This window comes from Streptomyces sp. NBC_00425 (genome assembly GCF_036030735.1).
In the GTDB taxonomy this organism is placed as follows: Bacteria; Actinomycetota; Actinomycetes; order Streptomycetales; family Streptomycetaceae; genus Streptomyces.
The window spans coordinates 8,241,520-8,266,122 of the sequence record NZ_CP107928.1; the positions used below are offsets into that span (position 1 = coordinate 8,241,520).

Consider the following 24,603-nt stretch of genomic DNA (forward strand, 5'->3'; position numbering starts at 1 on the left):
CTCATCCCTCCCGCGCCGCGGCGCACACCGCGCGCGCGATCCGTGCCACGTCCGCGTCCGCGGTGACGTACGGCGGCATCGTGTAGACGAGATCGCGGAACGGACGCAGCCAGACGCCCTCGCGCACGGCCGCCGCGGTGGCGGCCCGCATGTCCACCTCGTGGTCGAGCTGGACCACGCCGACGGCGCCGAGAACCCGCACGTCCCGCACGCCCGGGAGCCGCGAGGCCGGCGCGAGGCCCTCCCGCAGCCCCGACTCGATCCGCTTGACCTCCGCGAGCCAGTCCTGTCCGAGCAGCAGCTCGATCGAGGCGCAGGCGACGGCCGCGGCGAGGGGGTTGCCCATGAACGTCGGGCCGTGGGCCAGCACCGGTACCTCGCCCCGCGAGATCCCGTCGGCCACCCGGGAGGTGCACAGTGTCGCCGCCATCGTCAGATAGCCGCCGGTCAGAGCCTTGCCGACGCACATCACATCCGGGGTGACCGCGGCGTGCTCCGCCGCGAACAGCGCGCCCGTACGGCCGAATCCGGTCGCGATCTCGTCGAACACCAGCAGCACGTCGTGCGCGTCGCACGCCTCGCGCAGCACCCGCAGATACCCGGGGGAGTGGAACCGCATCCCGCCCGCGCCCTGCACCACCGGCTCCACGATGACCGCGGCCAGCTCGTCGGCGTGCCGTTCGACGGCGGCGCGCAGCTGATCGGCGTACGCCTCGTCGTACTCCGCGGGGGGCTCGTCCACGAAGACCTGCCGGGGCAGCACCCCGGTCCACAGGTCGTGCATCCCGCCGTCGGGGTCGCAGACCGACATGGGCTGCCAGGTGTCGCCGTGGTAGCCGCCGCGCCAGGTCAGCAGGCGGCTCTTCGCCGGACGGCCCGACGAACGCCAGTACTGCAGGCACATCTTCACGGCGACCTCGACCGACACCGAACCCGAGTCGGCGAGGAACACATGCTCGAGACCGTCGGGCGACATGTCGACAAGGAGTTTCGCCAGCCGAACGGCGGGCTCGTGGGTGAGCCCGCCGAACATGACGTGGCTCATCCGTCCCAGCTGCTCGCGCACGGCGTCGTTGAGCACCGGGTGGTTGTAGCCGTGGATGGCGGACCACCAGGACGACATGCCGTCGACCAGCTCGCCCGAGCCGTCCGCCATCCGCAGCCGGACCCCGCTCGCCGACTCCACGACGAGCGGTTCGGCCCGGCCGGGCATCGGACCGTAGGGATGCCACACATGCCGCCGGTCGAGCTCCAGCAGCTCCGGCACCGCGAGCGGGGACGGCTCAGGCATTGGGGGCGAGATCGGTGCCGGCGCCGCGGCGGCGCACGGCGACCAGGTCGGTGCGGGCCTCCCCGGCCGACGCCGCGGCGGCGGGGGCAGCGGAGGCGGCAGTCGCCGCGGGGACGGAGCCGCAGACGCCGCCGCCCTCGTGCGAGCCGCACCCGGAGCCCTCGTGCGAGCCGCACCCCGCGGACCCCTCGGAGCCGCAGCCGCCGCTCTCGTGGGACCCGCAGCCGCCGCCCGCAGTCGCCCGGTGTTCGGGCAGGGTGACCTGCTCCGCGCCCTCCACCTCGAACCCGGCGTCCGCGATCATCTCCAGGTCGGCCTTGCCCGCCTGGCCCTCGGTCGTGAGGTAGTCGCCGAGGAAGATCGAGTTGGCCAGGTGCAGCGCGAGCGGCTGCATCGTGCGCAGATGGACCTCGCGCCCGCCCGCGATGCGCACCTCGACGTCCGGGCAGACGAACCGCACCATGGCCAGGATCCGCAGGCAGCGCTGCGGGGTGAGGTTCCACTCCTTGGCCAGCGGGGTGCCCTCGACCGGGATGAGGAAGTTGACCGGCACCGAGTCCGGGTCCAGCTCGCGCAGCGAGTAGACGACGTCCACCAGGTCCTCGTCCGTCTCGCCCATGCCGGCGATCAGACCCGAGCAGGCCGACAGGCCCGCCGCGTGCGCCTTGGTGACGGTGTCCACCCGGTCGGCGTAGGTGTGCGTGGTCGTGATGTCCCCGTACGTGGACTCCGACGTGTTGAGGTTGTGGTTGTAGGCGTCGGCGCCCGCCTCGCGCAGCCGCTCGGCCTGGCCGTCGGAGAGCAGACCCAGACAGGCGCACACCTCGACGCCCTCGTTCTGTTCCTTGATCGCCTTGATGGTGTCGGAGACCCGGTCGACGTCCCGGTCCGTCGGCCCGCGCCCGGACGCCACCAGGCAGACCCGCTTGGCGCCGCCCGCCAGACCGGCGGCGGCGGCCTGCGAGGCCTCGTCGGGCTTGAGCCAGGTGTACTTCAGGATGCCGGCCGTCGAGCCCAGCCGCTGGGAGCAGTACGAACAGTCCTCGGGGCACAGGCCCGACTTGAGGTTGACGAGGTAGTTGAGCTTCACCCGTCGTCCGAACCAGTGCCGGCGCACCTTCCCGGCCGCGGCCACCACGTCCATCACGTCGTCGTCGGAAGTGGCGAGGACGGCCAGAGCCTCCTCGCGGGTCGGCAGCTCGCGCCGAAGCCCCTTGTCCACCAGCGTGTTCAGCAGGTCCATGAGAGCCGATCCTGTCCTACGCACCCGCTCCGGGCCAAGGTAGGGATCACACAACACACCCGGTTCGACGTGTGGGTATTGCCACACCGTGGGTGGGCGGCCCTGCCGCTAGTGTCTGTCCGCTACCTACAAAAGCCCCGGAGGACCCATGGCGTTCGGCTGGATCGACGAGCAGGCGGAGCTGCGCCGCCGGGCCGGACTCGTACGGACCCTGCGGCCGCGTCCGGCCGACTCGCCGCTGCTCGACCTCGCGAGCAACGACTACCTGGGTCTGGCCCGCCATCTTGAGGTCGTCGAGGGCGCCGCGGCCGCCGCCCGCACCTGGGGCGGCGGCGCCACCGGCTCCCGCCTCGTCACCGGCACCACCGAGCTGCACGGCGACCTGGAGCGGGAGCTGGCGGACTTCTGCGGCTTCGAGGCGGCCCTGGTCTTCTCCTCCGGTTACGCGGCGAACCTCGCCGCCGTCACCGCGCTGGCCCCGCACGGCTCGCTGATCGTCTCCGACGCGGGCAACCACGCCTCGCTCATCGACGGCTGCCGGCTGGCCCGCGGGGCCGTCCAGGTCGTCGGCCACGCCGACCCGGAGGCCGTGCGCAAGGCGCTCGACGCCCACGAGGGCCCGGCCGTCGCCGTCTCCGACGCGGTCTTCTCGGTCGACGGCGACGCGGCCCCGCTGGCCGGCCTCGCCGCCGCCTGCCGGGAGCACGGCGCCGGACTCGTCGTCGACGACGCCCACGGACTGGGCGTGCTCGGCGACGGCGGCCGGGGGACCGCGCACGCGGCCGGTCTCGCCGGCGCCCCCGACGTCGTCGTGACGCTCACGCTGTCCAAGTCGCTCGGCAGCCAGGGGGGAGCCGTGCTGGGGCCCGCGCGGGTCATCGAGCATCTCGTGAACGCGGCCCGCACGTTCATCTTCGACACGGGCCTGGCCCCGGCGGCGGCGGGCGCCGCGCTGGCGGCCCTGCGGCTGCTGCGCCGGGAGCCCGGGCGCGCGGCACGCGCGCGTGCGGTGGCGGGGGAACTCCACGCCCGGCTGACGGCCGCGGGCCTGGAAGCGGTGCGTCCCGACGCGGCGGTCGTCTCGGTGCGTGCGCCGTCCCCGGAGGAGGCTCTGCAGTGGGCGGCGGACTGCCGGACGGCAGGCCTGGCCGTGGGCTGCTTCCGTCCTCCTTCCGTGCCCGACGGAATCTCACGCCTGAGGCTCACCGCCCGTGCGGACCTCTCCGGGGCCGAGCTGGAACGCGCTGTGCGGGTGATCGGCGAGACGCGACCGTGAGTCGGCGGGACAGGGCCGTGGGTCGCCTGTGACGGGGGATCTGACGGGGATCTGACGGGGTCCGACCGGGGTGCCCCGAGGCGCCGTCAGGTGCGGCGTGGTCGGCGCAGCGCGGCGGTGAAGCCCGTCCAGCTCTCGGGGGAGAAGAGCAGGGCGGGGCCGGCCGGGTCCTTGGAGTCGCGTACGGCGAGCAGACCGGCCCAGGGGCCGTGGTCCGGCCGGGCGGTCTCGACGCAGTTGTTGGCTCCGGTGCTGTAGCTGCTGCGCCGCCACCGCATCTGCGGGAGCCGGTCGGGATCGGTACGGGAAGGTACGTTCCGCGGTACTGCGGACATGGTGCCTCCTTACGCGCCGCCGGCGACAGCGGCGAGGTATTCCGATGTTTCCCCGGGCGAAAGGGCGTGTGCCCGAAGGGCGTTGAAGGCCTGGGCGTAGGCCTGGAGGTCTTCTTTCCGTTCGAGATAGAGGCTACTCGTCAAATGGTCGAGAACAACCACATCCAGATCAGAAGTGCGCGCAAATGAAAAGATAACGAAAGGGCCGGTTACTCCGATATGCGCACCCGCGGTAAACGGCAGTACCTGAAGGCTCACTTGCGGCGTGCGGGAGGCCTCCGCCAGCCGTCGCAGCTGGCGCGCCATCACCTCGGGGCCGCCCACCTCGCGGCGCAGCACCGCCTCGTCCAGCACCGCGCTCAGCTCCAGCGGCGGCTGCGCACGCAGCACGTCCTGGCGGGCCAGCCGCACCTCCACCAAGGCGTCCAACTGCTCCTCGTCGAGGCCCTCGACGGCCGCGCAGGTCACGGCGCGCGCGTACTCGGGCGTCTGCAGCAGGCCCGGCACCACGGTCGTCTCCAGGGTGCGCATCGCGCTGGCCTGGGACTCCAGGCTGATGAAGTCCCGGTAGGCGGGCGGCAGCACCCCGCGGTAGGCGTGCCACCAGTGGTCCCGACCGTCGCCCGCGTCGTCGCCGGCCAACGCCAGCATCAGCTCGCGCAGTTGCGGATCGGCCACACCGTACGCGTCGAGGAGTAACCGCACATCGGCCGGTTTCGATCCACTGGTACCGGTCTCGATACGGCTCACCTTGGACTGGTGCCACCCCACGAGCCGGGCCGCCTCACCGCTGGTGAGGCCCGCCTGGGCGCGTAAAGTGCGCAGTTCGGCGCCCAGCTTGCGGCGGCGCACCGCCGGTCCGTGTTGCATGGGCTCTTCCTTACTCCTGACAGGTCGGCCAAATACGCTCTGTCGTCGTAGAGTTCACCGCATCGGGCGACAGATATATGCACATCTTGGTGGATCGCCACCCGTGACCGGTGTGGTGATGGCAGTCTGGCGAAGAAGCACCAGTCCGGGACCGTACTCGAATCCATCCGCGCCGTGTCGGGCTCCGGTCCCGTGGGAAAGGTACGACGTCGCCATGGCAGATCACCTGGAAGCATCCGTCACTCTGCCGAGCGATCCCGCCTCGGTCTCCACGGCCCGTGCCTTCGTGGCCGGCGCCCTCGGCGAATGGGGCCTGCCGGCGGACGCCGAGGCGGCCGACACCGTCCGCCTGATCGTCTCGGAACTCGCCACCAACGCCGTGCAGCACACCTTCGGCCAGTCACCCACGTTCACGGTGGACCTCGTCCTCGACCGCGACGAACGTCTGAGCATCGGCGTCACCGACAGTCACCCGCGCTTCCCGCAACGACTGCCGGCCGCCGTCCAGCAGGACAACGGCCGAGGCATGGTGATCATTCGCTGGCTGACCGCGGAGGCCGGCGGCAGACTCAGAGTGCGGCCCACCCGGGAGGGCGGCAAGACGGTCATCGTCGAGCTCCCGTGGACCGTCCCGGCGGCTGAGCCGGCTGCCGGAGTCCTGGCGGTCCCGGCGGACGGCGAGCTCCCGGGGCGATGAAGGCGTGTCAGGACGCCCTGCACGGCCCCGGGAGGCCAGTGGGTCCGGCAGCTCGGCGGACCCGGCAGATCGGCGCCCGGGCCCCGCAGGGCCGGGCGGATCAGCGTCCGGGCGCTAGCGGACCCGGCCGTACCAGACGCTCTTGGTCCAGATCTTCTGCAGCTTCACCACGTCCCCGGTCTTCGGCGAGTGCCAGATCTTGCCCTTGCCCGCGTAGATCCCGACGTGGTACACGTTCGACCCCGAGTGGAAGAACACCAGGTCGCCCGCCTTGCGGCTGGACGCCGAAATGTGCTTCGTCTTGTTGTACTGCTGGGCCGCCGTCCGCGGCAGGCTCTTGCCCGCCTTCTTGAACGAGTACAGCGTGAGCCCCGAGCAGTCGAACCTCTTCGGCCCGGTGGCCCCGTACTTGTACGGTGCACCCTTCTTGGAGGCCGCGACCTGAAGCGCCTTCGTCGCCGGTGTGGCGGCCGCGGCGTCCGGAGCGAGCCCCGGGACCACGACCGTGCCGCCCACGGCGGCGATGGCGAACGCCGAGGCCGTACCGGCCCGGGCCATGAGCGACGGGACACGATTGAGCGCAGTCATGCGCAACCCTTCGTCAGCCGCCTGTGAAGGATGACCTGTCGGATTCGGGCTGGCGAAGTTGCCCGGCCGCGTCAGCGGCTTCACCCCAAGGGCTGCTCGGCCCGGTCATGGCGTGACCGTTCCGGCGACCCGTCGTGCTTGGGTCCTCCACTCCTGCCGATGCACTCCTGTCGACCGGTCATCCGGGAGGCGGCAGGACTCGGCGTCCACCCGGATCGCCCCGCCGCTTGTGGCGGGGGCTTGTCGTCAGACAGGGATCTTGGCTCACGGATGTCCGAAAATCCCAACGGAACCGGGGATTTGTGGGGTTACTCACCACTCACCCGTTCGGGTGAACACTCTGACGGGTGATCAGGTGCCGTGTCGCCTCAGGCGCTCTCACCAGCGGAGACGCCCCCCGTTCCGCTCGAAGAGCGCCCTTCCGCGCAAGTTCTGGGCGTCCGGGGGAACAGTAGACGTTCTGCCGAACGGGGGTACGCCTTCTGGGTCGTTTCGACTCCGGTCCGGACGTCACGTGCGAGCCGCGAGCCGTCCGGACCGGAGCCGCCCCGGGTCAACTCTCGGAGAGCGGCGGCAGCATGACGCGCGCGGTGCGGCGCTCCCCGTCCAGGACGCGCAGCGCCCGCGCGAGCGTCGCCGCGTGCAGCTCGCTCTCACCCCGCTGGTGCATCAGCGTCAGCGCGTCGCGCAGCGCGGTCGCCTTGCTCACCAGGGCCTGTGCCGCGCGCAGTCCGCGGTAGGTGTCCCCGTGGTGGGCGGGATTGATGCGGCCGAGCATGTCGACCACGTCGAGGTATCCGTCGATCAGCTCGGCCTCCGCGCGGGTCAGCGCGGGCAGCGGCGGCAGTTCGGGCACCATCGCCGGCTCACCTCCCGCCCTGTGCCCCGGAGGAAGCCCTGCGGCTCGGGACGATGCCGTCCACCAGGCCGTACTCCACCGCCTGCGGGGCGGAGAGGAACGTGTCCCGCTCGATGTCCGCGGTCACCTGCTCCGGCGTCCGCCCGGTGTGGCGCACGAGCATCTCCTCCAGGGCCGCACGGGTGCGCGCCAGTTCCTCGGCCTGGATGACCAGGTCACCGACCTGCCCCTCGGCGGGCTCGGGCAGCGAGGGCTGGCGGATCGTCATCCGCGCCCCCGGCAGGGTGAACCGCTTGCCCGGCGTGCCCGCGGCCAGCAGGACCGCAGCCGACGTGCCCGCCTGCCCCAGACAGGTCGTCGACACGTCACAGGTGATGTACCGGATCGTGTCGTACAGGGCCGTCATCGCACTGAACGAGCCGCCGGGGGAGTTGATGTACAGCGCGATGTCCCGGTCCGGGTCCTTGTGCTCGAGGTACATGAACTGGGCCATGACGTCGTTCGCCGAGACGTCGTCGACCGGGGTGCCCAGGAAGACGATCCGCTCCTCCAGCAGCTTCGCGTACGGATCCATCGTGCGGTGCCCCGAGCTCGTCCGTTCGGTGAACTCGGGCAGGACATGGCGGGCGGACGGTCGCTGCATGGGTGCCCCCTCCTTCTAGGTCTGGCACGTCTGTAAGAAATGTACAGGACGTACGTGACGTTAGAATGGGTTCATGGCCTACGAGATTCCGGTGACGCAAGCCAGGGCTGAACTCGCCGAGCTGATCAACCGCGTGGTGTACGGCGGTGAGCGCGTCGTCGTGACCCGGCACGGCAAACCCCTCGTCGCCCTCGTCTCCGCCGCCGACCTGGAGCGACTGGACGAGCTGGACCGTCCGGCGGAGGAACCGGTGATCCGCTCCGTCTCCGCCGTGCGCGAGGTCGCCTCCGCTCCCCGTGAACAGCAGCGGTTCGGGATCGCCGCGGAGCACCGGGGGGCCGGCCCGTCGTAGGGCCTGCGCAAGGCCGGCGAAAGTGCGGCCGGAAGGGTGGGCGCGTCAGGGCGTGCGAAGGGCCGACGACGCGCGCGGCCGGACCGGCCCCGTGGTCCGTCGCGGCGGGGGTGCCGGGCCGCCGTTCAGTCGACGGGCGCCGGCTCGCGTTCCCCGACGGGGGCCGCGCCCGTCCGTGCCCGCCGGGACCGCAGCCCGGCGCCCGGCAGGACGGCCCCGAGTCCCAGGACGGCACAGCAGGACAGCGGGAGAGCCGGACCGGTCGCCGCGGCACCCGCCATGATCCTCTCGAGCGCCGGCGCAAGCGGCAGCACGCTCGCCGTGAGGGCCGCGCCGCGCGGGTCGGCCGCCGGGGCGGGAACCCCACGTCCACCGTCTTCACCCGACTGCCGTCGGCGGCCGCCCGCTGCGCCACGGCCTGCTGCTGCAGCTGCGCCACGACCGGGCTCGCCGCCGACGCCGTCAGCGGCTCGGGCCCGTCGGCGGTGACGACGACCGCGCCGTATACGGTCCGGTCCGCGATCGCGTCACGGGCCGCCGCCTCGTCGGCGTAACGGTCTGTCCCGAAGGCGTCCCCGTGCCGTGCGAGCCGCTGTTCCAGCTGGGCCGTGGCGGCGGCCGGACCGGCCACCTGGAGCGGCAGGTCGCGGGGCAGGGGGGCCGGTACGGCCGCGGGCCAGGCGAGGCCGGACCCTCGCCGCCCGGGAGTCCCTGACCGTCGACGGCCGTCCGGCCTCTCTCCGCCTGGTCCTCCAGGTGGGGGCGGAGACGCTGCGCGACGAGGAGCTGTCGGTCCTCCTGCGCGAGGGGTACGGCGGCGTGCGCGAGGCCTGGGCCCGGATCGTCGTCGCCCGCCAGGACGCGGGGATGATGCGGTCCGACGTCCCCCCGGCCCACGTGGCCCGCACGTTGATCGCCAGTGTCATGGCTTTCGTCGCCCAGCAGTCGCTGTTCGGCCCCGCGGCCCGTCGAGGTGCTCGGTGACGGGCTGCGCGCGTTGATGAACGTGTCGGTCGGCCGCCGCCGGCCTGAATGATCACAGCTTGGTTAACTTGCTCGAAATGCGGTCCAACTAGCCTGCCGATCCATGCCACCAGGGGCATTCCCCCGTGGCCGCGGCAACCGGGCCCCGCACGGTCCGGAGCGAGGATGTGAGGTGGGACGTGCAACTGACCCCGCACGAGCAGGAGAGGCTGCTGATCCATGTGGCGGCAGACGTCGCCGAGCGGCGCCGGGCCCGCGGGCTGAAGCTCAACCACCCCGAGGCGGTGGCCCTCATCACCTCGCACATTCTCGAGGGCGCGCGGGACGGTCGTACGGTCGCCGAGCTCATGTCCTCCGGCCGCAAACTGCTCACCCGCGACGACGTCATGGAGGGCATCCCCGAGATGATCCACGACGTCCAGGTCGAGGCCACCTTCCCCGACGGCACCAAGCTCGTCACCGTCCACGACCCGATCGTCTGACGGGAGAGGCCACCATGATTCCCGGAGAGATCCTCTTCGCCGACGAGCCGGTCGTGTACAACGAGGGCCGTGCGGTCACCCGGCTCACCGTGCTCAACGCCGCCGACCGGCCCGTCCAGGTCGGCTCCCACTACCACTTCGCCGAGGCCAACCCGGGCCTCGACTTCGACCGCGCCGCCGCGCACGGCAGGCGGTTGAACGTCGCCGCCGGCACCGCTGTGCGCTTCGAGCCGGGGATTCCCGTCGAGGTCGAACTCGTGCCCCTGGCGGGCGACCGGATCGTGCCCGGACTGCGCGGGGAGACCGGAGGTGCCCTCGATGCCTGAGATCTCACGTGCCGCGTACGCCGACCTGTTCGGTCCGACGACCGGCGACCGCATCCGTCTCGCCGACACCGATCTGCTGATCGAGATCGAGGAGGACCGCTGCGGCGGCCCCGGACTCGCCGGTGACGAGGCGGTCTTCGGCGGCGGCAAGGTCATCCGTGAGTCCATGGGGCAGTCGCGGGCCACCCGCGCCGAGGGCACCCCCGACACGGTCGTCACGGGCGCGGTCATCGTGGACCACTGGGGTGTGGTGAAGGCCGACGTCGGCATCCGGGACGGGCGGATCACCGGCATCGGCAAGGCCGGCAATCCCGACACGATGGACGGCGTCCACCCGGAGCTGGTCATCGGCCCGGAGACCGAGGTGATCGCCGGCAACGGACGGATCCTGACGGCCGGCGCGGTCGACGCGCACGTCCACTTCATCTGCCCGCAGATCGCCGACGAGGCCCTCGCGTCGGGCGTCACCACGCTGGTCGGCGGCGGAACGGGACCGGCGGAGGGCTCCAAGGCGACCACCGTGACGCCCGGCCCGTGGCATCTCGCGCGGATGCTGGAGGCGATGGAGCAGTACCCGCTGAACATCGGCTTCCTCGGCAAGGGCAACACCGTCTCGCAGGACGCGATGCTCTCGCAGATCCGCGGCGGGGCGCTGGGACTGAAGCTGCACGAGGACTGGGGCTCGACCCCGGCCGTCATCGACGCCTCGCTGACCGTCGCCGACCGCACCGGCATCCAGGTCGCGATCCACACCGACACGCTCAACGAGGCCGGGTTCGTGGGCGACACACTGGCCGCGATCGCCGGACGCGGCATCCACGCCTACCACACCGAGGGCGCGGGCGGCGGGCACGCGCCGGACATCATGACCGTCGTCTCCGAGCCGCACGTGCTGCCGAGCTCGACCAACCCGACGCGGCCGTACACGGTGAACACGGCCGAGGAACACCTCGACATGCTGATGGTGTGCCACCACCTCAACCCGGCCGTCCCGGAGGACCTGGCGTTCGCCGAGTCGCGGATCCGGCCGTCGACGATCGGCGCCGAGGACGTCCTGCACGACCTCGGAGCGATCTCGATCATCTCCTCCGACGCGCAGGCCATGGGCCGCGTCGGCGAGGTGATCCTGCGGACCTGGCAGACCGCGCACGTGATGAAGCGACGGCGCGGCGCGCTCCCCGGGGACGGGCGGGCGGACAACCACCGCGTCCGCCGGTACGTCGCCAAGTACACGATCAACCCGGCCCTCGCACAGGGACTGGCCCGCGAGATCGGGTCCGTGGAGAGCGGCAAGCTCGCCGACCTGGTGCTGTGGGAGCCGGCGTTCTTCGGCGTCAAGCCGCACCTCGTCATCAAGGGCGGGCAGATCGCGTACGCCCAGATGGGCGACGCCAACGCCTCGATCCCGACGCCGCAGCCGATCCTGCCGCGTCCGATGTACGGCGCGATCGGCCGGGCGCCCGCCTCGAACTCCTTCAACTTCGTGGCGCCGCTCGCGATCGAGGACGGACTGCCCGAGCGTCTGCAGCTGGGCAAGAAGTTCGTCGCCATCGAGTCGACGCGCGGTGTCACCAAGGCCGACATGCGGGAGAACGACGCCCGGCCGCGCGTCCGGGTCGACCCCGACAGTTTCGCCGTGCACATCGACGGAGAGCTCGTCGACGCGGCTCCGGCCGCCGAACTGCCCATGGCGCAGCGCTACTTCCTGTTCTGAGACGGAGGACGGTCACCGTGACCAGAGCGGCACTGCTGGTCCTCGCCGACGGCCGTTTCCCCGCCGGAGGGCACGCGCACTCCGGCGGGGCGGAGGAGGCCGTCAAGGCGGGACGGATCACCGGCGCGGCGAGCCTCGAGGCGTTCTGCCGCGGGAGGCTGCACACGGCCGGACTCGTGGCGGCGGCGCTGGCCGCGGCGGCCGCCGCCGGGGCGGACCCCGCGCGGCTGGACGCCGCGGCGGACGCCCGCACGCCCTCCCCGGCGCTGCGGCTGGTCGCGCGCAGACTCGGCCGGCAGCTGCTGCGGGCCGCCCGGACGGCCTGGCCGAGCGCCGAACTGGACGCGCTGGCCCAGGAGTTCCCCAAGGGCGCGCATCAGCCGGTTGTGTGGGGGCTGACGGCGCGGGCGGCCGGACTGGGGGCGACGGACGCGGCGTACTGCGCGGTCTACGAGAGTGTGAGCGGACCGGCCACCGCCGTCGTCCGGTTGCTGAGCCTCGACCCCTTCCAGGCGACCGCCGTGCTGGCCAGGCTGGCGCCGGAGCTGGACATGGTCGTCGACCGGGCCGCGGCCTGCGGGACGGCGGCGCCGACGGAGGGCGTCGACGTGCTGCCCTCCGCGTCCGCTCCGCTGCTGGAGATCGGGGCGGAGGTGCATGCGGCCTGGCCCATGCGGCTGTTCGCCTCCTGAGTTTCCCCGCCCCCGCCGCCCCTTCCCGTTCTGACCCGGGGGCCGCCGCCCCCGTGCCCCCGCTTCGGCCCTGAACGGGCCTTGTCCTCACACGCCGGACGGGCTCAACCTGCCCGGCCGATAGGAGCCGTCGTGCATCTTGATCACACCCATCAGGGTCCCGCCGCCGTGAGCGCCGACGCCCGGCGGCCCGACGGCTCGCGGCGCGCGCTGCGCATCGGGCTCGGCGGACCCGTCGGGTCCGGCAAGACCGCCACCGTCGCGGCGCTGTGCCGGGCACTGCGGGACGAACTGTCCCTGGCCGTCGTCACCAACGACATCTACACCCGGGAGGACGCCGAGTTCCTGCTGCGGGAGGCCGTGCTGCCGCCCGAGCGGATCACGGCCGTCGAGACGGGCGCCTGCCCGCACACCGCGATCCGGGACGACATCTCCGCCAACCTCGAAGCAGTGGAGGACCTCGAGGACGCCGTGGGGCCGCTGGACCTCATCCTGGTCGAGTCGGGAGGCGACAACCTCACCGCCACCTTCTCCAAGGGGCTCGTGGACGCCCAGATCTTCGTCATCGACGTGGCGGGCGGGGACGACATCCCGCGCAAGGGCGGCCCGGGCGTCACCACCGCCGATCTGCTCGTCGTCAACAAGACCGACCTCGCGCCGTACGTGGGCTCCGACCTCGCCCGCATGGCCGCCGACGCGAAGGCGGGGCGGGCCGAACTGCCCGTCGTCTTCCAGTCCCTGCGCGGCGACGGCGGCGTCGCGGACGTCGCCGCGTGGGTGCGTTCGCTGCTCGCCGCCTGGACGGCGTGACATGAGCGGGGTGTGCGCCACCGCACGGATCAGGGCGAGCGCCGACGGGCGCGGGGGCACCTCCCTGCCCGTGCTGGAAAGCGACGGACCGCTCGCCCTGCGGCGCACCCGGGCCGTCGGCGACGAGGCGCGCGTCCTGCTCGTCGGGGCGATGAGCGGCCCCCTCGGCGGTGACCGGTTCGCCGTGGAGGCGGACGTCGGCAGGGGGGCCCGGCTGCGGGTCGGCTCGGCCGCCGCCACCATCGCCCTGCCCGGTCAGGCCAAGGGCGAGGCGCGTTACGACGTGCGGCTCACCGTCGCCGACGGAGGCGAACTGCACTGGATGCCCGAGCAGTTGATCTCCGCCGCCGGCAGTGACCTGTACGTCACCACGCGTGCCGACCTCGGCGCCGGCGGCCGCCTGGTGCTGCGCGAGGAGCAGGTGCTCGGGCGGGTGGGGGAGGAGCCGGGCCGGTTGACCAGCCGGCTGGTCGTGAAGGTCGCCGGGCGGACCGTCCTCGATCAGGAACTGGCCTGCGGTCCGGGCGCGCCCGGCGGCTGGGACGGTCCCGCCGTTCTCGCGGGACACCGCGCGGTCGGACAACTCGTCGTCGTCCGCCCGGAGTTCGCGGTGCAGCCGGCGGCGGCCCGGACGGTCGGCGAACAGGCCTGCGTGATGCCGTTGGCCGGCCCCGCCGCGCTCGTCACGGCCCTCGCGCCCGACGGACTCCGGCTGCGCCGCGTACTGGACGAAGCCCTCGCCGACCTGTGCATCCGGTGAACGGTACCTTCCTCTCCGGTTATCGGATTGGCAAAGAAGGTCAACGACACCTTTTCTCAGACGCCTCACAGCAGCGAGGATCCACCCTGCCGCCATAACCAGGTAGGGGGAGTTCCCACTTGAAGGACATACGACCGAACAAGCGCGTTGCAGCGCTGGGCTCGGCGGGCATACTCGTCACCGCGACTCTGCTCGCCGGCGCCGTCACCGCGCCCACGGCGAGCGCGACCAGCAGTCGTCCGGGACAGGACCGTGAGGCGCGGGGCGCGGCGATCGCCGCCGAGCGCGCCGCGAAGGCAGGCATCGACTGGCAGGACTGCCCGGACGGCTGGGGTCTGGAGAAGCCGATCAAGTGCGGCTGGGTCACCGTTCCGGTCGACTACGCCAGGCCGAACGGCAAGCAGATCAAGCTCGCCGTCGACCGCATCGGCAACACGGGCACGGCTCAGGAGCGTCAAGGGGCGCTCGTCTACAACCCCGGCGGCCCCGGCGGCTCCGGTCTGCGCTTCCCGCGCCGCGTCACCACCAAGGCGCCCGTCTGGGCCAACGTGGCCAAGGCCTACGACTTCGTCGGCTTCGACCCGCGCGGCGTGGGCCACTCCGCGCCCATCTCCTGCATGGACCCGCAGGAGTTCGTCAAGGCGCCCAAGGCCGACCCGGTCCCGGACACCACCGCCGACAAGTACGCCCAGCGCAAGCTCGCCCGCGAGTACGCGCAGGGCTGCGCCGAGCGCACCGGCAAGGCCATGCTCCAGCAGATGACCACGCCGAACACCGTGCGCGACCTGGACGTCATCCGCGCCGCCCTCGGCGAGCGGAAGCTCAATTTCCTCGGCGTCTCCTACGGCACCTACCTCGGCGCCGTGTACGGCACCATGTTCCCGGGCCACCTGCGCCGCATGGTCGTCGACAGCGTGGTCAACCCCTCCCGCGAGAAGGTCTGGTACGAGGCCAACCTCGACCAGGACGTGGCCTTCGAGGGCCGCTGGAAGGACTGGCAGGACTGGGTCGCCGCCAACGACGCGACCTTCCACCTCGGCGCGACCCGCGCCGCCGTCCAGGCGAAGTGGCTCCAGCTGCGGGCCACCGCGAAGAAGAGCCCCATCGGCGGCGTCGTCGGCCCGGCCGAGCTCATCTCCTTCTTCCAGAGCGCCCCGTACTACGACTCCTCGTGGGTGCCGGTCGCCACGGTCTTCAGCGCGTACTTCGCCGGGGACACCAAGGCGCTCGTCGACGCGGCGTCTCCCGACCTGACGGACACCGCCGGCAACATCTCCTCGGAGAACGGCAACGCCGTCTACACGGCCGTCGAGTGCACCGACGCCAAGTGGCCCACCAGCTGGAAGAAGTGGGACCGCGACAACACGGCGCTGCACAAGAACCACCCGTTCATGACGTGGGCCAACGCCTGGATGAACCTGCCCTGCGCCACCTGGCCGGTCAAGCAGCAGACTCCGGTGCACGTCACCACGCACAAGGGTCTGCCGCAGGTGCTGATCGTGCAGTCCACGAACGACGCGGCCACCCCGTACGAGGGCGCCGTGGAGCTGCACAAGCGTTTCCAGGGCTCCCGCCTGATCACCGAGAAGGGCGCGGGCTCCCACGGTGTCACCAGCCTGGTGAACACCTGCATCAACAGCCGGGTCGACGCCTACCTCCTCACCGGCAAGCTGGACCGGTCGGACGTGACCTGCGCACCGCACGCCACGCCCAAGCCGTAGCCGTCGAGCGGTAGGGCGGCGCCCGTAGGGCACCGCCCATAGGGCGACAAGGGGCGGCCGGATCGATCCGGCCGCCCCTCACTGGTGTCGTGCTCCGCGCCGACGTGTCGTCACTTCGACGGCAGCCGGGGGAACCTGCGCCCCTTCCCCGACTTCTCCGCCTCCGCTTTCGCCGCGGCCTCCTCCGCCTTGGCGACGGCCGCGTACTGGTCGACGTACTCCTGCTCGGACAGCGAGAGGATGGCGTACATGATCTCGTCGGTGATCGCGCGCAGTACCGCCTTCTCGTGCTCCATGCCGAGGTAGCGGGAGAAGTCGAGGGGCTTGCCGAAGCGGATCACGACCGGGTGCAGGGTCGGGACGATCTTGCCCGGCGGCTGCGCCTCGAAGGTGCCGATCATCGCGCAGGGGATCACCGGCACCTGCGCCCGCAGGGCCATCACGGCGACGCCGACCTTGCCCTTGTAGAGGCGCCCGTCGTGGGAGCGGGTGCCCTCCGGATAGATGCCGAGCAGTTCGTCCTTGCTCAGCACCCCCAGACCTTCGCGGATCGCGGCCTGGCCGGCCTCCTTGCCGGAGCGGTCCACCGGGATCTGGCCCGCACTGCGGAAGAAGGCCGCGGTCAGCCGGCCCTTGAGGCCGGGACCCGTGAAGTACTCGGCCTTCGCGAGGAACGTGATGCGCCGTTTGAGGATGGCGGGCATCAGGAAGTGGTCCGAGAACGACAGGTGATTGCCCGCGATGATGGCGGCTCCCGAGTCCGGCACATGCTCCAGACCCTCTATTCGGGGGCGGAAGAGCAGTCTCAGCAGCGGCCCCAACACCACGTACTTCAGGAGGTAGTAGAACAAAGGGTGTCGCTCCTCGTGTCCGGCGGATCGGCTCGAGGCCGTGTTCCAGCAGGTCAACCGACATGGTGTGGGGTGTCAGTGTAGGGGCAGGCGGCAACCGTCGGAACCGTGCCGTTCAAGCCCCGTCCCCCTCGCCCGTCACAGCCGTACGACGACCAGGGCGGTGTCGTCGGTCGCGCCGCCCGGCGGCAGGAGCTCCCACAGCACCGCGTCGGCGAGGCTCTCGGGGTCGGCGTCCCGATGCCGGGCCAGCGCGTCCGCGAGCCGGTTCAGCCCCGTGTAGATGTCCTCCCGCCGTCGCTCGATCAGACCGTCCGTGTACAGGGCCAGGGTGGCGCCGTCGCTGTACGTGGTGCGCGCCTCGGGCCGCGGGGCCGGGTCGGGCCGGGCGTCCAGCGGGGGGTCGGTCGCCCGGTCGAGGAACTCCACCCGCCCGTCGGCGTGGACGAGGACGGGCGGCGGGTGCCCGGCGCTGCTGTAGGTGATGGTGTGATGGTCGAAGTCGATGAACGTGGTGACCGCGGTGGCCGACTCGGCCCCCTTCACGACGTGCGCGTACCGCCCGAGGACGTTCAGCGCCTCGCCGGGTCCCCGGGCCACCCTGGAGGTCGCGCTGAGGGCGCTGCGCAGCTGGCCCATCACCCCTGCCGCGTCCAGTCCGTGTCCGACGACGTCGCCGACCGACACCCCGATGCGGTTGCCGCCGACCAGGTCGACCAGGTCGTACCAGTCCCCGCACACGTTGAGCGCGCCGACCGCCGGCCGGTAGCGCACCGCGGCCCGGTGGTGCCCGACCTGCATGCGGGCCGGCAGCATCGCCTCCTGGAGGGCGAGGGCCACCTCGCGCTCGCGGGCGTGGGCCAGCCGCAGCCGCTCGTTGAGCTCCTGCAGCTCACGGGCGCGCGTGTACAGCTCGGCCTCCAGCACCCTGCCCCGGCTGTCCTCCCGTGCGCCGTCGGCTGCCGACCCGCGCCCGCCGCGGGCCCGGATCAGCTCGGTGACCTCCTCGACGCGATGCACCAGCAGCACCACCGACCCGTCCGGACCGAACACGGGGGCGTTGACCGGACTCCAGTAGCGCTCCTCCCACTCACCGGGCCGTTCGGCCGACTCGACGTCGTAGCGCTGCAGCGCCATGGTGTCCCGCTCGCCGGTGGCCAGTACCCGCTGCAGCGACGCCTCCAGGTTGCGCATGCCGCTCGAGCCGGGGTCCTCGGGGTTGTCGGGGAAGACGTCGAAGAGGTGCCGGCCGACCATCTGCTCGCGCTTGCGGCCGGCCACCCGCAGGAACTCCTCGTTGGCGTCCGCGTACACCAGCCCGGGCGTCAGCAGCGCCACCATGCCCGGCAGGGCCTGGAACACCGCCGCGTAGTCGATCGACGTGTCGTTCATGGCTCGCGCCCCATCTGCCGGTATTTGCGCCAGTTTCTCACGTGATGCGACGAATGCGTCTCGTCGATCACACGCCGGGGTCCGTGAGGGACTGCTCCGCCCAGATGACCTTGCCCTCGGGGAGGAAGCGGGTGCCCCACCGCTGGGTGACCTGGGAGACCAGCAGCAGCCCCCGCCCGCCCTCGTCGGTGGCCCTCGGATGGCGCAGATGGGGCGCGGTGGCGCCGCCGTCGAAGACCCCGCAGAACAGGGTCCGCCCCCGGATCAGCCGGAGCCGGATCGGCCCCGTGGCGTACCGGATGGCGTTGGTGACCAGCTCGCTGACGACGAGCTCGGTGGTGAACGAGAGCTCCGGGAGCCCCCACTCCGCCAGCCGGCGGCTCGCGGTCTTTCGGGCCTCGGCGACGGCCGCCGGGTCCGCGGGCAGCTCCCAGTCGGCCACCTGGCCGGCCGGCAGGCGGCGGGTACGGGCCATCAGCAGGGCCACGTCGTCGTACGGACGGGCCGGGACGAGGGCGTCGATCACCGTCCGGCAGCGCAGGTCGAGGGCGTCGGCCGGCCGCTCCAGGGCCTGCCGCAGCCGCTCCCGGTCGGTGGCCGGCTCCCACCGCTCGCCGTCGCCCAGCAGACCGTCCGTGTGCAGCGCGAGCGTGCTGCCCTCCGGCAGGAGCAGCTCGGCCGACTCGAACGGCGGCCCGCCCACACCGAGCGCGGGCCCCTGGGGCAGATCGACGAAGTCGACGGTCCCGTCGGGCAGCACGACGGCCGGCGCGGGGTGCCCGGCGGCGGCCATCACGCAACTCCCGTCGACCGGGTCGTACACGACGTACACGCACGCCGACCCCGCCGCTTGCCTGCCGTCGGTCCCGGACCGGACGTCCGCCGAGACGCGCTCCTCGTCGCCGGTGTCGTCCTCCTCCTCGTCCATGCGGGTGACCAGGTCGTCGAGGTGCGCGAGGATCTCCGCGGGCGGCAGGTCCAGCGCGGCCAAGGTGCGCACCGCCGTCCGCACCCGTCCCATGGCGGCCGCGGCGTCGATGCCGTGCCCGGGCACCTCGCCGACGACGAGTGCCACCCGGGCCCCCGACAGCGGGATCAGGTCGTACCAGTCCCCGCCGAGGCCGGTCAGCTCGTCGGCCGGCCGGTAGCAGGCGGCCACCTCGACGGCGTCCTGCTCGGGCAGCCGGCGAGGGAGCAGGTTGCGCTGGAGGACCAGGGCCGCGTCCCGTTCACGGGTGTAGCGCCGGGCGTTGTCCACGCAGACGGCCGCGCGCGAGACGAGGTCCTCGGCGAGCGCCAGGTCGTCGTCGTCGAAGGGCTCGCGCCGGTCGCCGCGCAGGAACGTGGTGACGCCCAGGACGGTGCCCCGCGCCCGTACGGGCACGATCAGGGCGCTGGGCGGGCCCGACCGGGCGGGCAGCACGGCGGCCCATTCCTCGGCGCGCTCGGCGCGCGGGCGGCCCGCGTCCTGCGGGGCGCCCAGGTCCTGCGGGCCGCCCGGGCGCCACGCTTCCCGCGGGCCGACCGGCTCGAGCCGGTCCACCCGCCAGGGCCGTCCGTCGGCCAGAGCGCGCACCGGCGGCGAACCCGCGGGGTAGACGACCGCGGTGGCCCCGGCTGCCCCGGCCGGACCATCGGCGTCGGGGGTCGTCTCGGCGTCCCCGGCCCGCCGCCGCCCTGCCCTGCGCAGCGTCACGGCGTCGTCGGGGCCGCCCGCCGGCCGGGCCGGCGCGGGCTCCGCGCCCCGCAGCACCGGCTCGAGCAGGTCCACGGTGACGACGTCGGCGAAGTCCGGCACCGCCACGTCCGCCAGTTCCTGTGCCGTCCGGGTGATGTCGAGGCTGCGGCCGATGCGCCGGCCGGCCCGGTCGAGCAGGGCGAGCCGCTGCCGGGCGCGGTGCCGCTCGGTCATGTCCACGACCGTGTAGTAGACGCCCATCGGGCCGCCCCGCTCGTCCTCCAGCCGGGTGAAGGACAGCATGTGCGCCGTCTCCCGGTGCGGAGCCGCCTGCACCCTGCCCAACAGCTCGTAGCCGATGACGGGCTCCCCGGACTCCAGCACCCGGCGCATCTGCGCCTCGATCGACGCGGAGTCCAGGCCCGGCTGCACATCCGCGAGCCGCAGCCCCAGCCGGCGCTCCGGAGGCCCGCCGCCGAATCGCGCCAGGGCCGCGTTGGACCACACGAAACGCAGATCGGTGTTGACGATGGCTATGCCGATCGGGGAGTCGCCGACCATCTGCTCCAGCACCGAGCGGCTCATGTTCCAGCCCGGGGCGTCGGACATCTCGTTCAGCAGGGCCAGCCAGCGCGCGGGACCGCCGGGCTCGTGGGCGGAGGTCAGACGCACCATGACCGGCACCGGGCGCCCGTCCCTGCGGCGAGCCGACAGCAGCCCCGCCCAGCCGCCGTCCTCGCGGCACCGCGCGAGGACGTCCGGCACCCGTCCGGCGTCGGCGCGGGTGAGCAGTGCGGCCAGGTCGCTGCCCACGGCCTCGGCCGCCGGATACCCCAGCAGCCGCTCGGCGTCCCTGGTCCAGCTCGTCACCACGCCCCGCTCGTCGAGCAGCAGGGGCGCGGTGTCCGCCACGTCGAACCGCCGGCGGGCAGTGTCGTCCTCGTCCTCAATGCCCACGGCCGGCCTCTCTGTCGCTGAGAGTGGTCTACCACCTCCCGACCCAATCTTCACCCTGCCTGCACAAGTGCGGCCGGGCCACCCGGGGCGACGCGGGACCCACCCGCACCGGCCCCGGGGGGACGGCGGACCCGTCAGGCGCCCCGCGTCAGCACCCGCTCCAACGCGCCCAGCGCCGCGGCCAGTTCCTCGCCGGTGATGGTCAGCGGCGGCGCCAGCCGGATGGTCGAGCCATGGGTGTCCTTGACCAGGACGCCCTCCCGCATGAGGCGCTCGCTCACCTCGCGGCCCGTGCCGAGGGCCGGGTCCACGTCGACCCCCGCCCACAGCCCGCGCGAGCGGAAGCCGACGACGCCCTTGCCGATCAGCGAGGTCAGCCCCTCGCGCAGCACGACGCCCAGTTCGGCCGCCCGGCGCTGGAATTCACCCGTCTCCAGCAGCTCCACCACGGCCGTGCCGACCGCGGCGGCCAGCGGATTGCCGCCGAACGTCGACCCGTGCTCGCCGGGCCGCAGCACCGACAGCACCTCCCGCCGGGCCACCACCGCCGACACCGGCACGATGCCGCCGCCCAGCGCCTTGCCGAGGAGCAGCACGTCGGGCACGACCCCCTCGTGCTCCACGGCCAGCGTGCGCCCGGTCCGCCCGAGCCCGGACTGGATCTCGTCCGCGACGAACAGGCAGTTCGTCCGGCGGGTCAGCTCCCGCACCCCGGCCAGATAGCCGTCGTCGGGGACGACGACGCCGGCCTCGCCCTGGATAGGCTCGATCAACACCGCCGCCGTCGTCTCGTCGACCGCCGCCTCCAGCGCAGCCAGGTCGTTGTACGGCACGATCCGGAAACCCGGCGTGAACGGGCCGAAGCCCGCCCGGGCCGTCTCGTCCGTCGAGAAGCTCACGATCGTCGTCGTGCGGCCGTGGAAGTTGTCGGCGGCGACCACGATGGTCGCCCGGTCGGCGGGGACGCCCTTCACCTCGTACGCCCACTTGCGGGCCACCTTGACGCCGCTCTCGACCGCCTCCGCGCCCGTGTTCATCGGCAGGACCATGTCCAGACCGGTCAGCTCCGCGAGCCGCTCGGCGAACTCGGCCAGGCGGTCGTTGTGGAAGGCGCGGGAGGTGAGCGTGAGACGGTCCAGCTGGCGGTGGGCCGCCTCGATCAGCGCCGGGTGCCGGTGGCCGAAGTTGAGGGCCGAGTAGCCGGCCAGCATGTCGAGGTAGCGGCGGCCCTCGACGTCCTGCACCCACGCGCCCTCGGCGCTCGCGACGACCACGGGCAGCGGATGGTAGTTGTGCGCGAGGACCGGCTCCTCGGCGCGGATCAGATCGGCGGAGGAACGCGTCGGGACGACGGGTGCGGTCATGAACGGATCTCCTGAGTGCAGCACTTGATGCCGCCGCCGGCCTTCTGGAACTCCGAGAGGTCGACGGGGACGGGGACATAGCCGCGCTCGCCGAGCCGGGCGGCGAGGGCCTCGGCCCGGGGCGCGATGAACACGTGACGGCCGTCGGACACCGAGTTCAGGCCGAACGCCATGGCGTCGTCGCGGGTGGCGAGCACCGCGTCCGGGTACAGCCGGGCGAGCACCTCGCGGCTGCCCTGCGAGAACGCCTCCGGGTAGTACGCGATGTTTCCGTCGTGCCCGCCGTCCAGGACGAACAGCGCCGTGTCCAGGTGGTAGAAGTGCGGATCCACCAGGGTCAGGCTGATCACCGGGTGGCCGAAGAACTCCTGCACCTCCCGGTGCGCCTCCCGGGTCGTGCGGAACCCGGTGCCGGCCAGCACGTACCGGCCCGTCCACACCAGGTCGCCCTCGCCCTCGCAGACGGACTCCGGCCGGTGGACCTCGTAGCCCGCCGCCTTGAACCAGGTGTCGTAGTGGACGGACTCGGGACGCCGCTCGGGCGCGTGGAACAGGGAGCCGAAGACACGGCCGGCGACGACGACCGCCGAGTTCGCGGCGAAGACCATGTCCGGCAGGCCGGGAGCCGGCTCCACGGTGTCCACGGTGTGGCCGTGGCTGCGGTAGGCGCTGATCAGCCCCTGCCACTGCGCCTGGGCGAGATCGACGTCGACGGGGGTGTCGGGATGCATCCAGGGATTGATCGCGTACTGCACCGCGAAGTGTCTGGGTTCGCAGACGAGGAAGCGCCGGGGGCGCCGCACACGGCTTTCGGACACAGAGGGGTTCCTCCGTTTTCCTGCGGTGTCGACCTTCCTGCGGAGTCGACTGAGGGTTGACACCACGGTAGGAACTGACGGGGAGGCCCGACAAGCAACGAGCATTGCGTGTTCACGCACGAACGCTGCGTGATTCACCCCGTCGACGCAGGTTCGCTGCGTCTGCGCAGGTCTGTTCGCAGGTTTATTCGGGAGCGGGCTGCGTCGCGCCCGCCTCCGGGCTCTCCGGCAGCAGATGCGACAGCACCATCACGCTGATCGTCTTCCGGATGAACGGCTCGACCCTGATCCGCTCCAGCACCTCCTCGAAGTGCTCCACGTCCCGCGCCCGCACGTGCAGCAGCGCGTCCGCGCCGCCCGTCACCGTCATCGCCGCGGTGATCTCCGGATGGTTGCGCACCACCTCCGCCAGCCGCCTCGGCGGGGCGGCGCCCTCGCAGTACACCTCGACGTAGGCCTCCGTGCTCCAGCCCAGCGCCGCCGGCTGCACGGTGGCCGTGAACCCCGTGATCACCCCGGTGTCCCGCAACCGGTCCACCCGGCGCTTGACGGCCGTCGAGGACAGCCCGACGGCCGTGCCGATCTCGGCGAAGCTCGTCCTGGCGTTCGCCATCAACGCGGTGATGATCTTCCGGTCGAGATCGTCGAAAAGGGCGCCGCCGTCGTTCATGCCCGCACTGTATCCAGCACGAACGTCCAGGCCCCGTACGTGTCCCGCCGCGCCGATCGCCCCTACACTCCACCTTCATGCTGCGCGCCCTCGCCGTCGACGACGAACGCCCCTCGCTGGAGGAGCTGCTCTACCTGCTCTCCGCCGACCCCCGCATCGGCAGCGTGGAGGGCGCCGGCGACGCGACCGAGGCGCTGCGCCGCATCAACCGGGCCCTGGAGTCCGGACCCGACGGCCCCGAGGCCGTCGACGTCGTCTTCCTCGACATCCAGATGCCCGGCCTCGACGGCCTCGACCTGGCCCGCCTGCTCACCGGCTTCGCCCGGCCGCCGCTGGTCGTCTTCGTCACCGCCCACGAGGACTTCGCCGTCCAGGCCTTCGACCTCAAGGCCGTCGACTACGTCCTCAAACCGGTCCGCAAGGAACGCCTCGCGGAGGCCGTCCGCCGCGCCGCCGAACTGCGCGGCGCCGCACCCCGCATCCCGGTCCACGAACCCGACCCCGACCACATACCCGTCGAACTCGGCGGCGTGACCCGCTTCGTCGCCGTCGACGACATCACCCACGTCGAGGCGCAGGGCGACTACGCCCGGCTGCACACCGACCGCGGCAGCCACCTCGTCCGCATCCCGCTGTCCACCCTGGAGGACCGCTGGAGCGCCCGCGGCTTCGTCCGCATCCACCGCCGCCATCTCGTCGCCCTGCGCCACATAGGCGAACTCCGGCTCGACGCGGGCACGGTGAGCGTCCTCGTCGGCGGCGAGGAACTCCAGGTCAGCCGTCGGCACGCCCGCGAACTGCGGGACCTGCTGATGAGGAGGCCCTGACCGTGCCCCATCAGGACCCCGTCGAACGACGTGTCGTCGTCACCCGCCCCGGCCGCCGCGCCCTTCCCCACGCCCGGCTCCGCTCGCGCGGGCGTTACCCGCACACCTCCGGCTACTACCGCCCGCGCACCGAGATCGACGAGCAGACGACCCTGGGCGACACCTACGTCCGCTCCCTGATGCGGTCCCAACTGCGCGCCGCCCTCACGGTGTTCGCCGTCCTCGCGCTCCTCGTCGGCCCGCTGCCGCTGCTCTTCGCGGCGATGCCCGACGCCCACCGCCTCGAATGGGCGGTCCTCGGCTTCTGCCTGTACGCCCCGCTCGTCCTGCTCGCCCGGTGGTACGTGCGCCGCGCCGAGCGCAACGAACGGGACTTCGTCCGGCTGGTCGAGGACCGGTGAGG

The 24,603-nt window shown here is 72.5% G+C and carries 26 protein-coding genes, 1 pseudogene and 1 riboswitch; of the genes and pseudogenes, 13 read left to right on the plus strand and 14 right to left on the minus strand.

Features of this window, described 5'->3' with window-relative positions; translation table 11 throughout:
- Window position 1: 1 nt before the first annotated feature.
- Window positions 2–1,291, minus strand: a complete 1,290-nt coding sequence (locus tag OHS82_RS36315) for an adenosylmethionine--8-amino-7-oxononanoate transaminase (RefSeq protein ID WP_057580741.1) — start codon at window positions 1,289–1,291, stop codon at window positions 2–4.
- Complete coding sequence (gene bioB, locus OHS82_RS36320) at window positions 1,284–2,534, minus strand: biotin synthase BioB (RefSeq protein ID WP_057580742.1); 1,251 nt, start codon at window positions 2,532–2,534, stop codon at window positions 1,284–1,286. The genes OHS82_RS36315 and bioB overlap by 8 nt, the downstream gene beginning before the upstream one ends.
- Before the next feature lie 148 nt (window positions 2,535–2,682).
- Between bioB and OHS82_RS36325 the strand changes: the two genes are divergently transcribed.
- Window positions 2,683–3,810 carry an 8-amino-7-oxononanoate synthase gene (locus OHS82_RS36325; RefSeq protein WP_328435335.1) on the plus strand — a complete coding sequence of 376 codons (1,128 nt, stop codon included), beginning with the start codon at window positions 2,683–2,685 and terminating at the stop codon, window positions 3,808–3,810.
- A gap of 86 nt (window positions 3,811–3,896) precedes the next feature.
- Here OHS82_RS36325 and OHS82_RS36330 read toward each other — a convergent pair whose 3' ends face one another.
- Window positions 3,897–4,145: a DUF397 domain-containing protein gene (locus OHS82_RS36330; protein ID WP_057580745.1), complete on the minus strand. Its 249-nt coding sequence runs from the start codon at window positions 4,143–4,145 to the stop codon at window positions 3,897–3,899.
- A gap of 9 nt (window positions 4,146–4,154) precedes the next feature.
- Entirely contained in the window at window positions 4,155–5,015 is an 861-nt protein-coding gene (locus tag OHS82_RS36335) for a helix-turn-helix domain-containing protein (RefSeq protein WP_057580748.1), read from the minus strand.
- A gap of 214 nt (window positions 5,016–5,229) precedes the next feature.
- On the opposite strand from OHS82_RS36335, the gene OHS82_RS36340 reads away from it, so the two are divergent.
- Window positions 5,230–5,712 (plus strand): ATP-binding protein, encoded by a 483-nt coding sequence (locus OHS82_RS36340; protein WP_057580749.1) that lies wholly within the window; start codon window positions 5,230–5,232, stop codon window positions 5,710–5,712.
- 114 nt (window positions 5,713–5,826) lie between these two features.
- On the opposite strand, the gene OHS82_RS36345 is transcribed toward OHS82_RS36340, so the two are convergent.
- The 3 genes from OHS82_RS36345 to OHS82_RS36355 all read right to left on the minus strand — a co-directional run bounded on the left by OHS82_RS36345 (window position 5,827) and on the right by OHS82_RS36355 (window position 7,802).
- The gene (locus OHS82_RS36345; protein ID WP_057580751.1) at window positions 5,827–6,300 is read right to left on the minus strand and encodes a C40 family peptidase; all 474 of its coding nucleotides are present in this window, start codon (window positions 6,298–6,300) and stop codon (window positions 5,827–5,829) included.
- A gap of 3 nt (window positions 6,301–6,303) precedes the next feature.
- Window positions 6,304–6,474, minus strand: a riboswitch (cyclic di-AMP (ydaO/yuaA leader).
- A 379-nt stretch (window positions 6,475–6,853) separates the two neighbouring features.
- Window positions 6,854–7,159, minus strand: coding sequence for a hypothetical protein (locus OHS82_RS36350; RefSeq protein ID WP_057580753.1), 306 nt, complete (start codon window positions 7,157–7,159; stop codon window positions 6,854–6,856).
- 7 nt (window positions 7,160–7,166) lie between these two features.
- Window positions 7,167–7,802, minus strand: a complete 636-nt coding sequence (locus OHS82_RS36355; protein ID WP_328435341.1) for an ATP-dependent Clp protease proteolytic subunit — start codon at window positions 7,800–7,802, stop codon at window positions 7,167–7,169.
- Window positions 7,803–7,875: 73 nt separating this feature from the next.
- Between OHS82_RS36355 and OHS82_RS36360 the strand changes: the two genes are divergently transcribed.
- A complete protein-coding gene (locus OHS82_RS36360; RefSeq protein WP_057580757.1) occupies window positions 7,876–8,154 on the plus strand; it encodes a type II toxin-antitoxin system Phd/YefM family antitoxin in 279 nt (92 codons plus the stop codon).
- A 260-nt stretch (window positions 8,155–8,414) separates the two neighbouring features.
- Here OHS82_RS36360 and OHS82_RS36365 read toward each other — a convergent pair.
- Window positions 8,415–8,836: pseudogene (locus tag OHS82_RS36365) on the minus strand (ABC transporter permease); the annotation flags it as partial.
- Between the two features lie 74 nt (window positions 8,837–8,910).
- Between OHS82_RS36365 and OHS82_RS36370 the strand changes: the two are divergent.
- From OHS82_RS36370 to OHS82_RS36405, 8 genes are all read left to right on the plus strand, one after another.
- Window positions 8,911–9,138: a hypothetical protein gene (locus OHS82_RS36370; RefSeq protein ID WP_328435343.1), complete on the plus strand. Its 228-nt coding sequence runs from the start codon at window positions 8,911–8,913 to the stop codon at window positions 9,136–9,138.
- 179 nt (window positions 9,139–9,317) lie between these two features.
- Entirely contained in the window at window positions 9,318–9,620 is a 303-nt protein-coding gene (locus tag OHS82_RS36375; protein WP_057580927.1) for an urease subunit gamma, read from the plus strand.
- A 14-nt stretch (window positions 9,621–9,634) separates the two neighbouring features.
- On the plus strand, window positions 9,635–9,946 hold the full coding sequence (locus OHS82_RS36380) for an urease subunit beta (RefSeq protein ID WP_057580760.1): 312 nt from the start codon (window positions 9,635–9,637) through the stop codon (window positions 9,944–9,946).
- A complete protein-coding gene (locus OHS82_RS36385; protein ID WP_328435348.1) occupies window positions 9,939–11,660 on the plus strand; it encodes an urease subunit alpha in 1,722 nt (573 codons plus the stop codon). The genes OHS82_RS36380 and OHS82_RS36385 overlap by 8 nt, the downstream gene beginning before the upstream one ends.
- A 17-nt stretch (window positions 11,661–11,677) precedes the next feature.
- Entirely contained in the window at window positions 11,678–12,352 is a 675-nt protein-coding gene (locus OHS82_RS36390; RefSeq protein WP_057580764.1) for an urease accessory protein UreF, read from the plus strand.
- A 132-nt stretch (window positions 12,353–12,484) separates the two neighbouring features.
- Window positions 12,485–13,162 carry an urease accessory protein UreG gene (ureG, locus tag OHS82_RS36395; RefSeq protein ID WP_057580766.1) on the plus strand — a complete coding sequence of 226 codons (678 nt, stop codon included), beginning with the start codon at window positions 12,485–12,487 and terminating at the stop codon, window positions 13,160–13,162.
- 1 nt (window position 13,163) lies between these two features.
- Window positions 13,164–13,922 (plus strand): urease accessory protein UreD, encoded by a 759-nt coding sequence (locus OHS82_RS36400; protein WP_328435351.1) that lies wholly within the window; start codon window positions 13,164–13,166, stop codon window positions 13,920–13,922.
- Window positions 13,923–14,041: 119 nt separating this feature from the next.
- The gene (locus tag OHS82_RS36405) at window positions 14,042–15,643 is read left to right on the plus strand and encodes an alpha/beta hydrolase (RefSeq protein ID WP_328435353.1); all 1,602 of its coding nucleotides are present in this window, start codon (window positions 14,042–14,044) and stop codon (window positions 15,641–15,643) included.
- A 110-nt stretch (window positions 15,644–15,753) separates the two neighbouring features.
- Here OHS82_RS36405 and OHS82_RS36410 read toward each other — a convergent pair whose 3' ends face one another.
- The 6 genes from OHS82_RS36410 to OHS82_RS36435 all read right to left on the minus strand — a co-directional run bounded on the left by OHS82_RS36410 (window position 15,754) and on the right by OHS82_RS36435 (window position 23,373).
- On the minus strand, window positions 15,754–16,494 hold the full coding sequence (locus tag OHS82_RS36410; RefSeq protein ID WP_057580772.1) for a lysophospholipid acyltransferase family protein: 741 nt from the start codon (window positions 16,492–16,494) through the stop codon (window positions 15,754–15,756).
- Between the two features lie 138 nt (window positions 16,495–16,632).
- Window positions 16,633–17,886, minus strand: coding sequence for a PP2C family protein-serine/threonine phosphatase (locus tag OHS82_RS36415; protein ID WP_057580774.1), 1,254 nt, complete (start codon window positions 17,884–17,886; stop codon window positions 16,633–16,635).
- 67 nt (window positions 17,887–17,953) lie between these two features.
- Window positions 17,954–20,521: a SpoIIE family protein phosphatase gene (locus OHS82_RS36420; RefSeq protein WP_328435356.1), complete on the minus strand. Its 2,568-nt coding sequence runs from the start codon at window positions 20,519–20,521 to the stop codon at window positions 17,954–17,956.
- Between the two features lie 134 nt (window positions 20,522–20,655).
- Complete coding sequence (rocD, locus tag OHS82_RS36425) at window positions 20,656–21,885, minus strand: ornithine--oxo-acid transaminase (protein ID WP_328435358.1); 1,230 nt, start codon at window positions 21,883–21,885, stop codon at window positions 20,656–20,658.
- The gene (ddaH, locus tag OHS82_RS36430) at window positions 21,882–22,703 is read right to left on the minus strand and encodes a dimethylargininase (protein ID WP_057580776.1); all 822 of its coding nucleotides are present in this window, start codon (window positions 22,701–22,703) and stop codon (window positions 21,882–21,884) included. The genes rocD and ddaH overlap by 4 nt, the downstream gene beginning before the upstream one ends.
- A gap of 184 nt (window positions 22,704–22,887) precedes the next feature.
- Window positions 22,888–23,373 (minus strand): Lrp/AsnC family transcriptional regulator, encoded by a 486-nt coding sequence (locus OHS82_RS36435; protein ID WP_057580778.1) that lies wholly within the window; start codon window positions 23,371–23,373, stop codon window positions 22,888–22,890.
- A gap of 77 nt (window positions 23,374–23,450) precedes the next feature.
- Here OHS82_RS36435 and OHS82_RS36440 point away from each other — a divergent pair, with 77 nt between their 5' ends.
- Together OHS82_RS36440 and OHS82_RS36445 are read left to right on the plus strand one after the other, a co-directional pair.
- The gene (locus OHS82_RS36440; protein ID WP_057580780.1) at window positions 23,451–24,200 is read left to right on the plus strand and encodes a LytR/AlgR family response regulator transcription factor; all 750 of its coding nucleotides are present in this window, start codon (window positions 23,451–23,453) and stop codon (window positions 24,198–24,200) included.
- 2 nt (window positions 24,201–24,202) lie between these two features.
- Complete coding sequence (locus OHS82_RS36445; protein WP_057580782.1) at window positions 24,203–24,601, plus strand: hypothetical protein; 399 nt, start codon at window positions 24,203–24,205, stop codon at window positions 24,599–24,601.
- The last annotated feature ends 2 nt before the right edge of the window (window positions 24,602–24,603 follow it).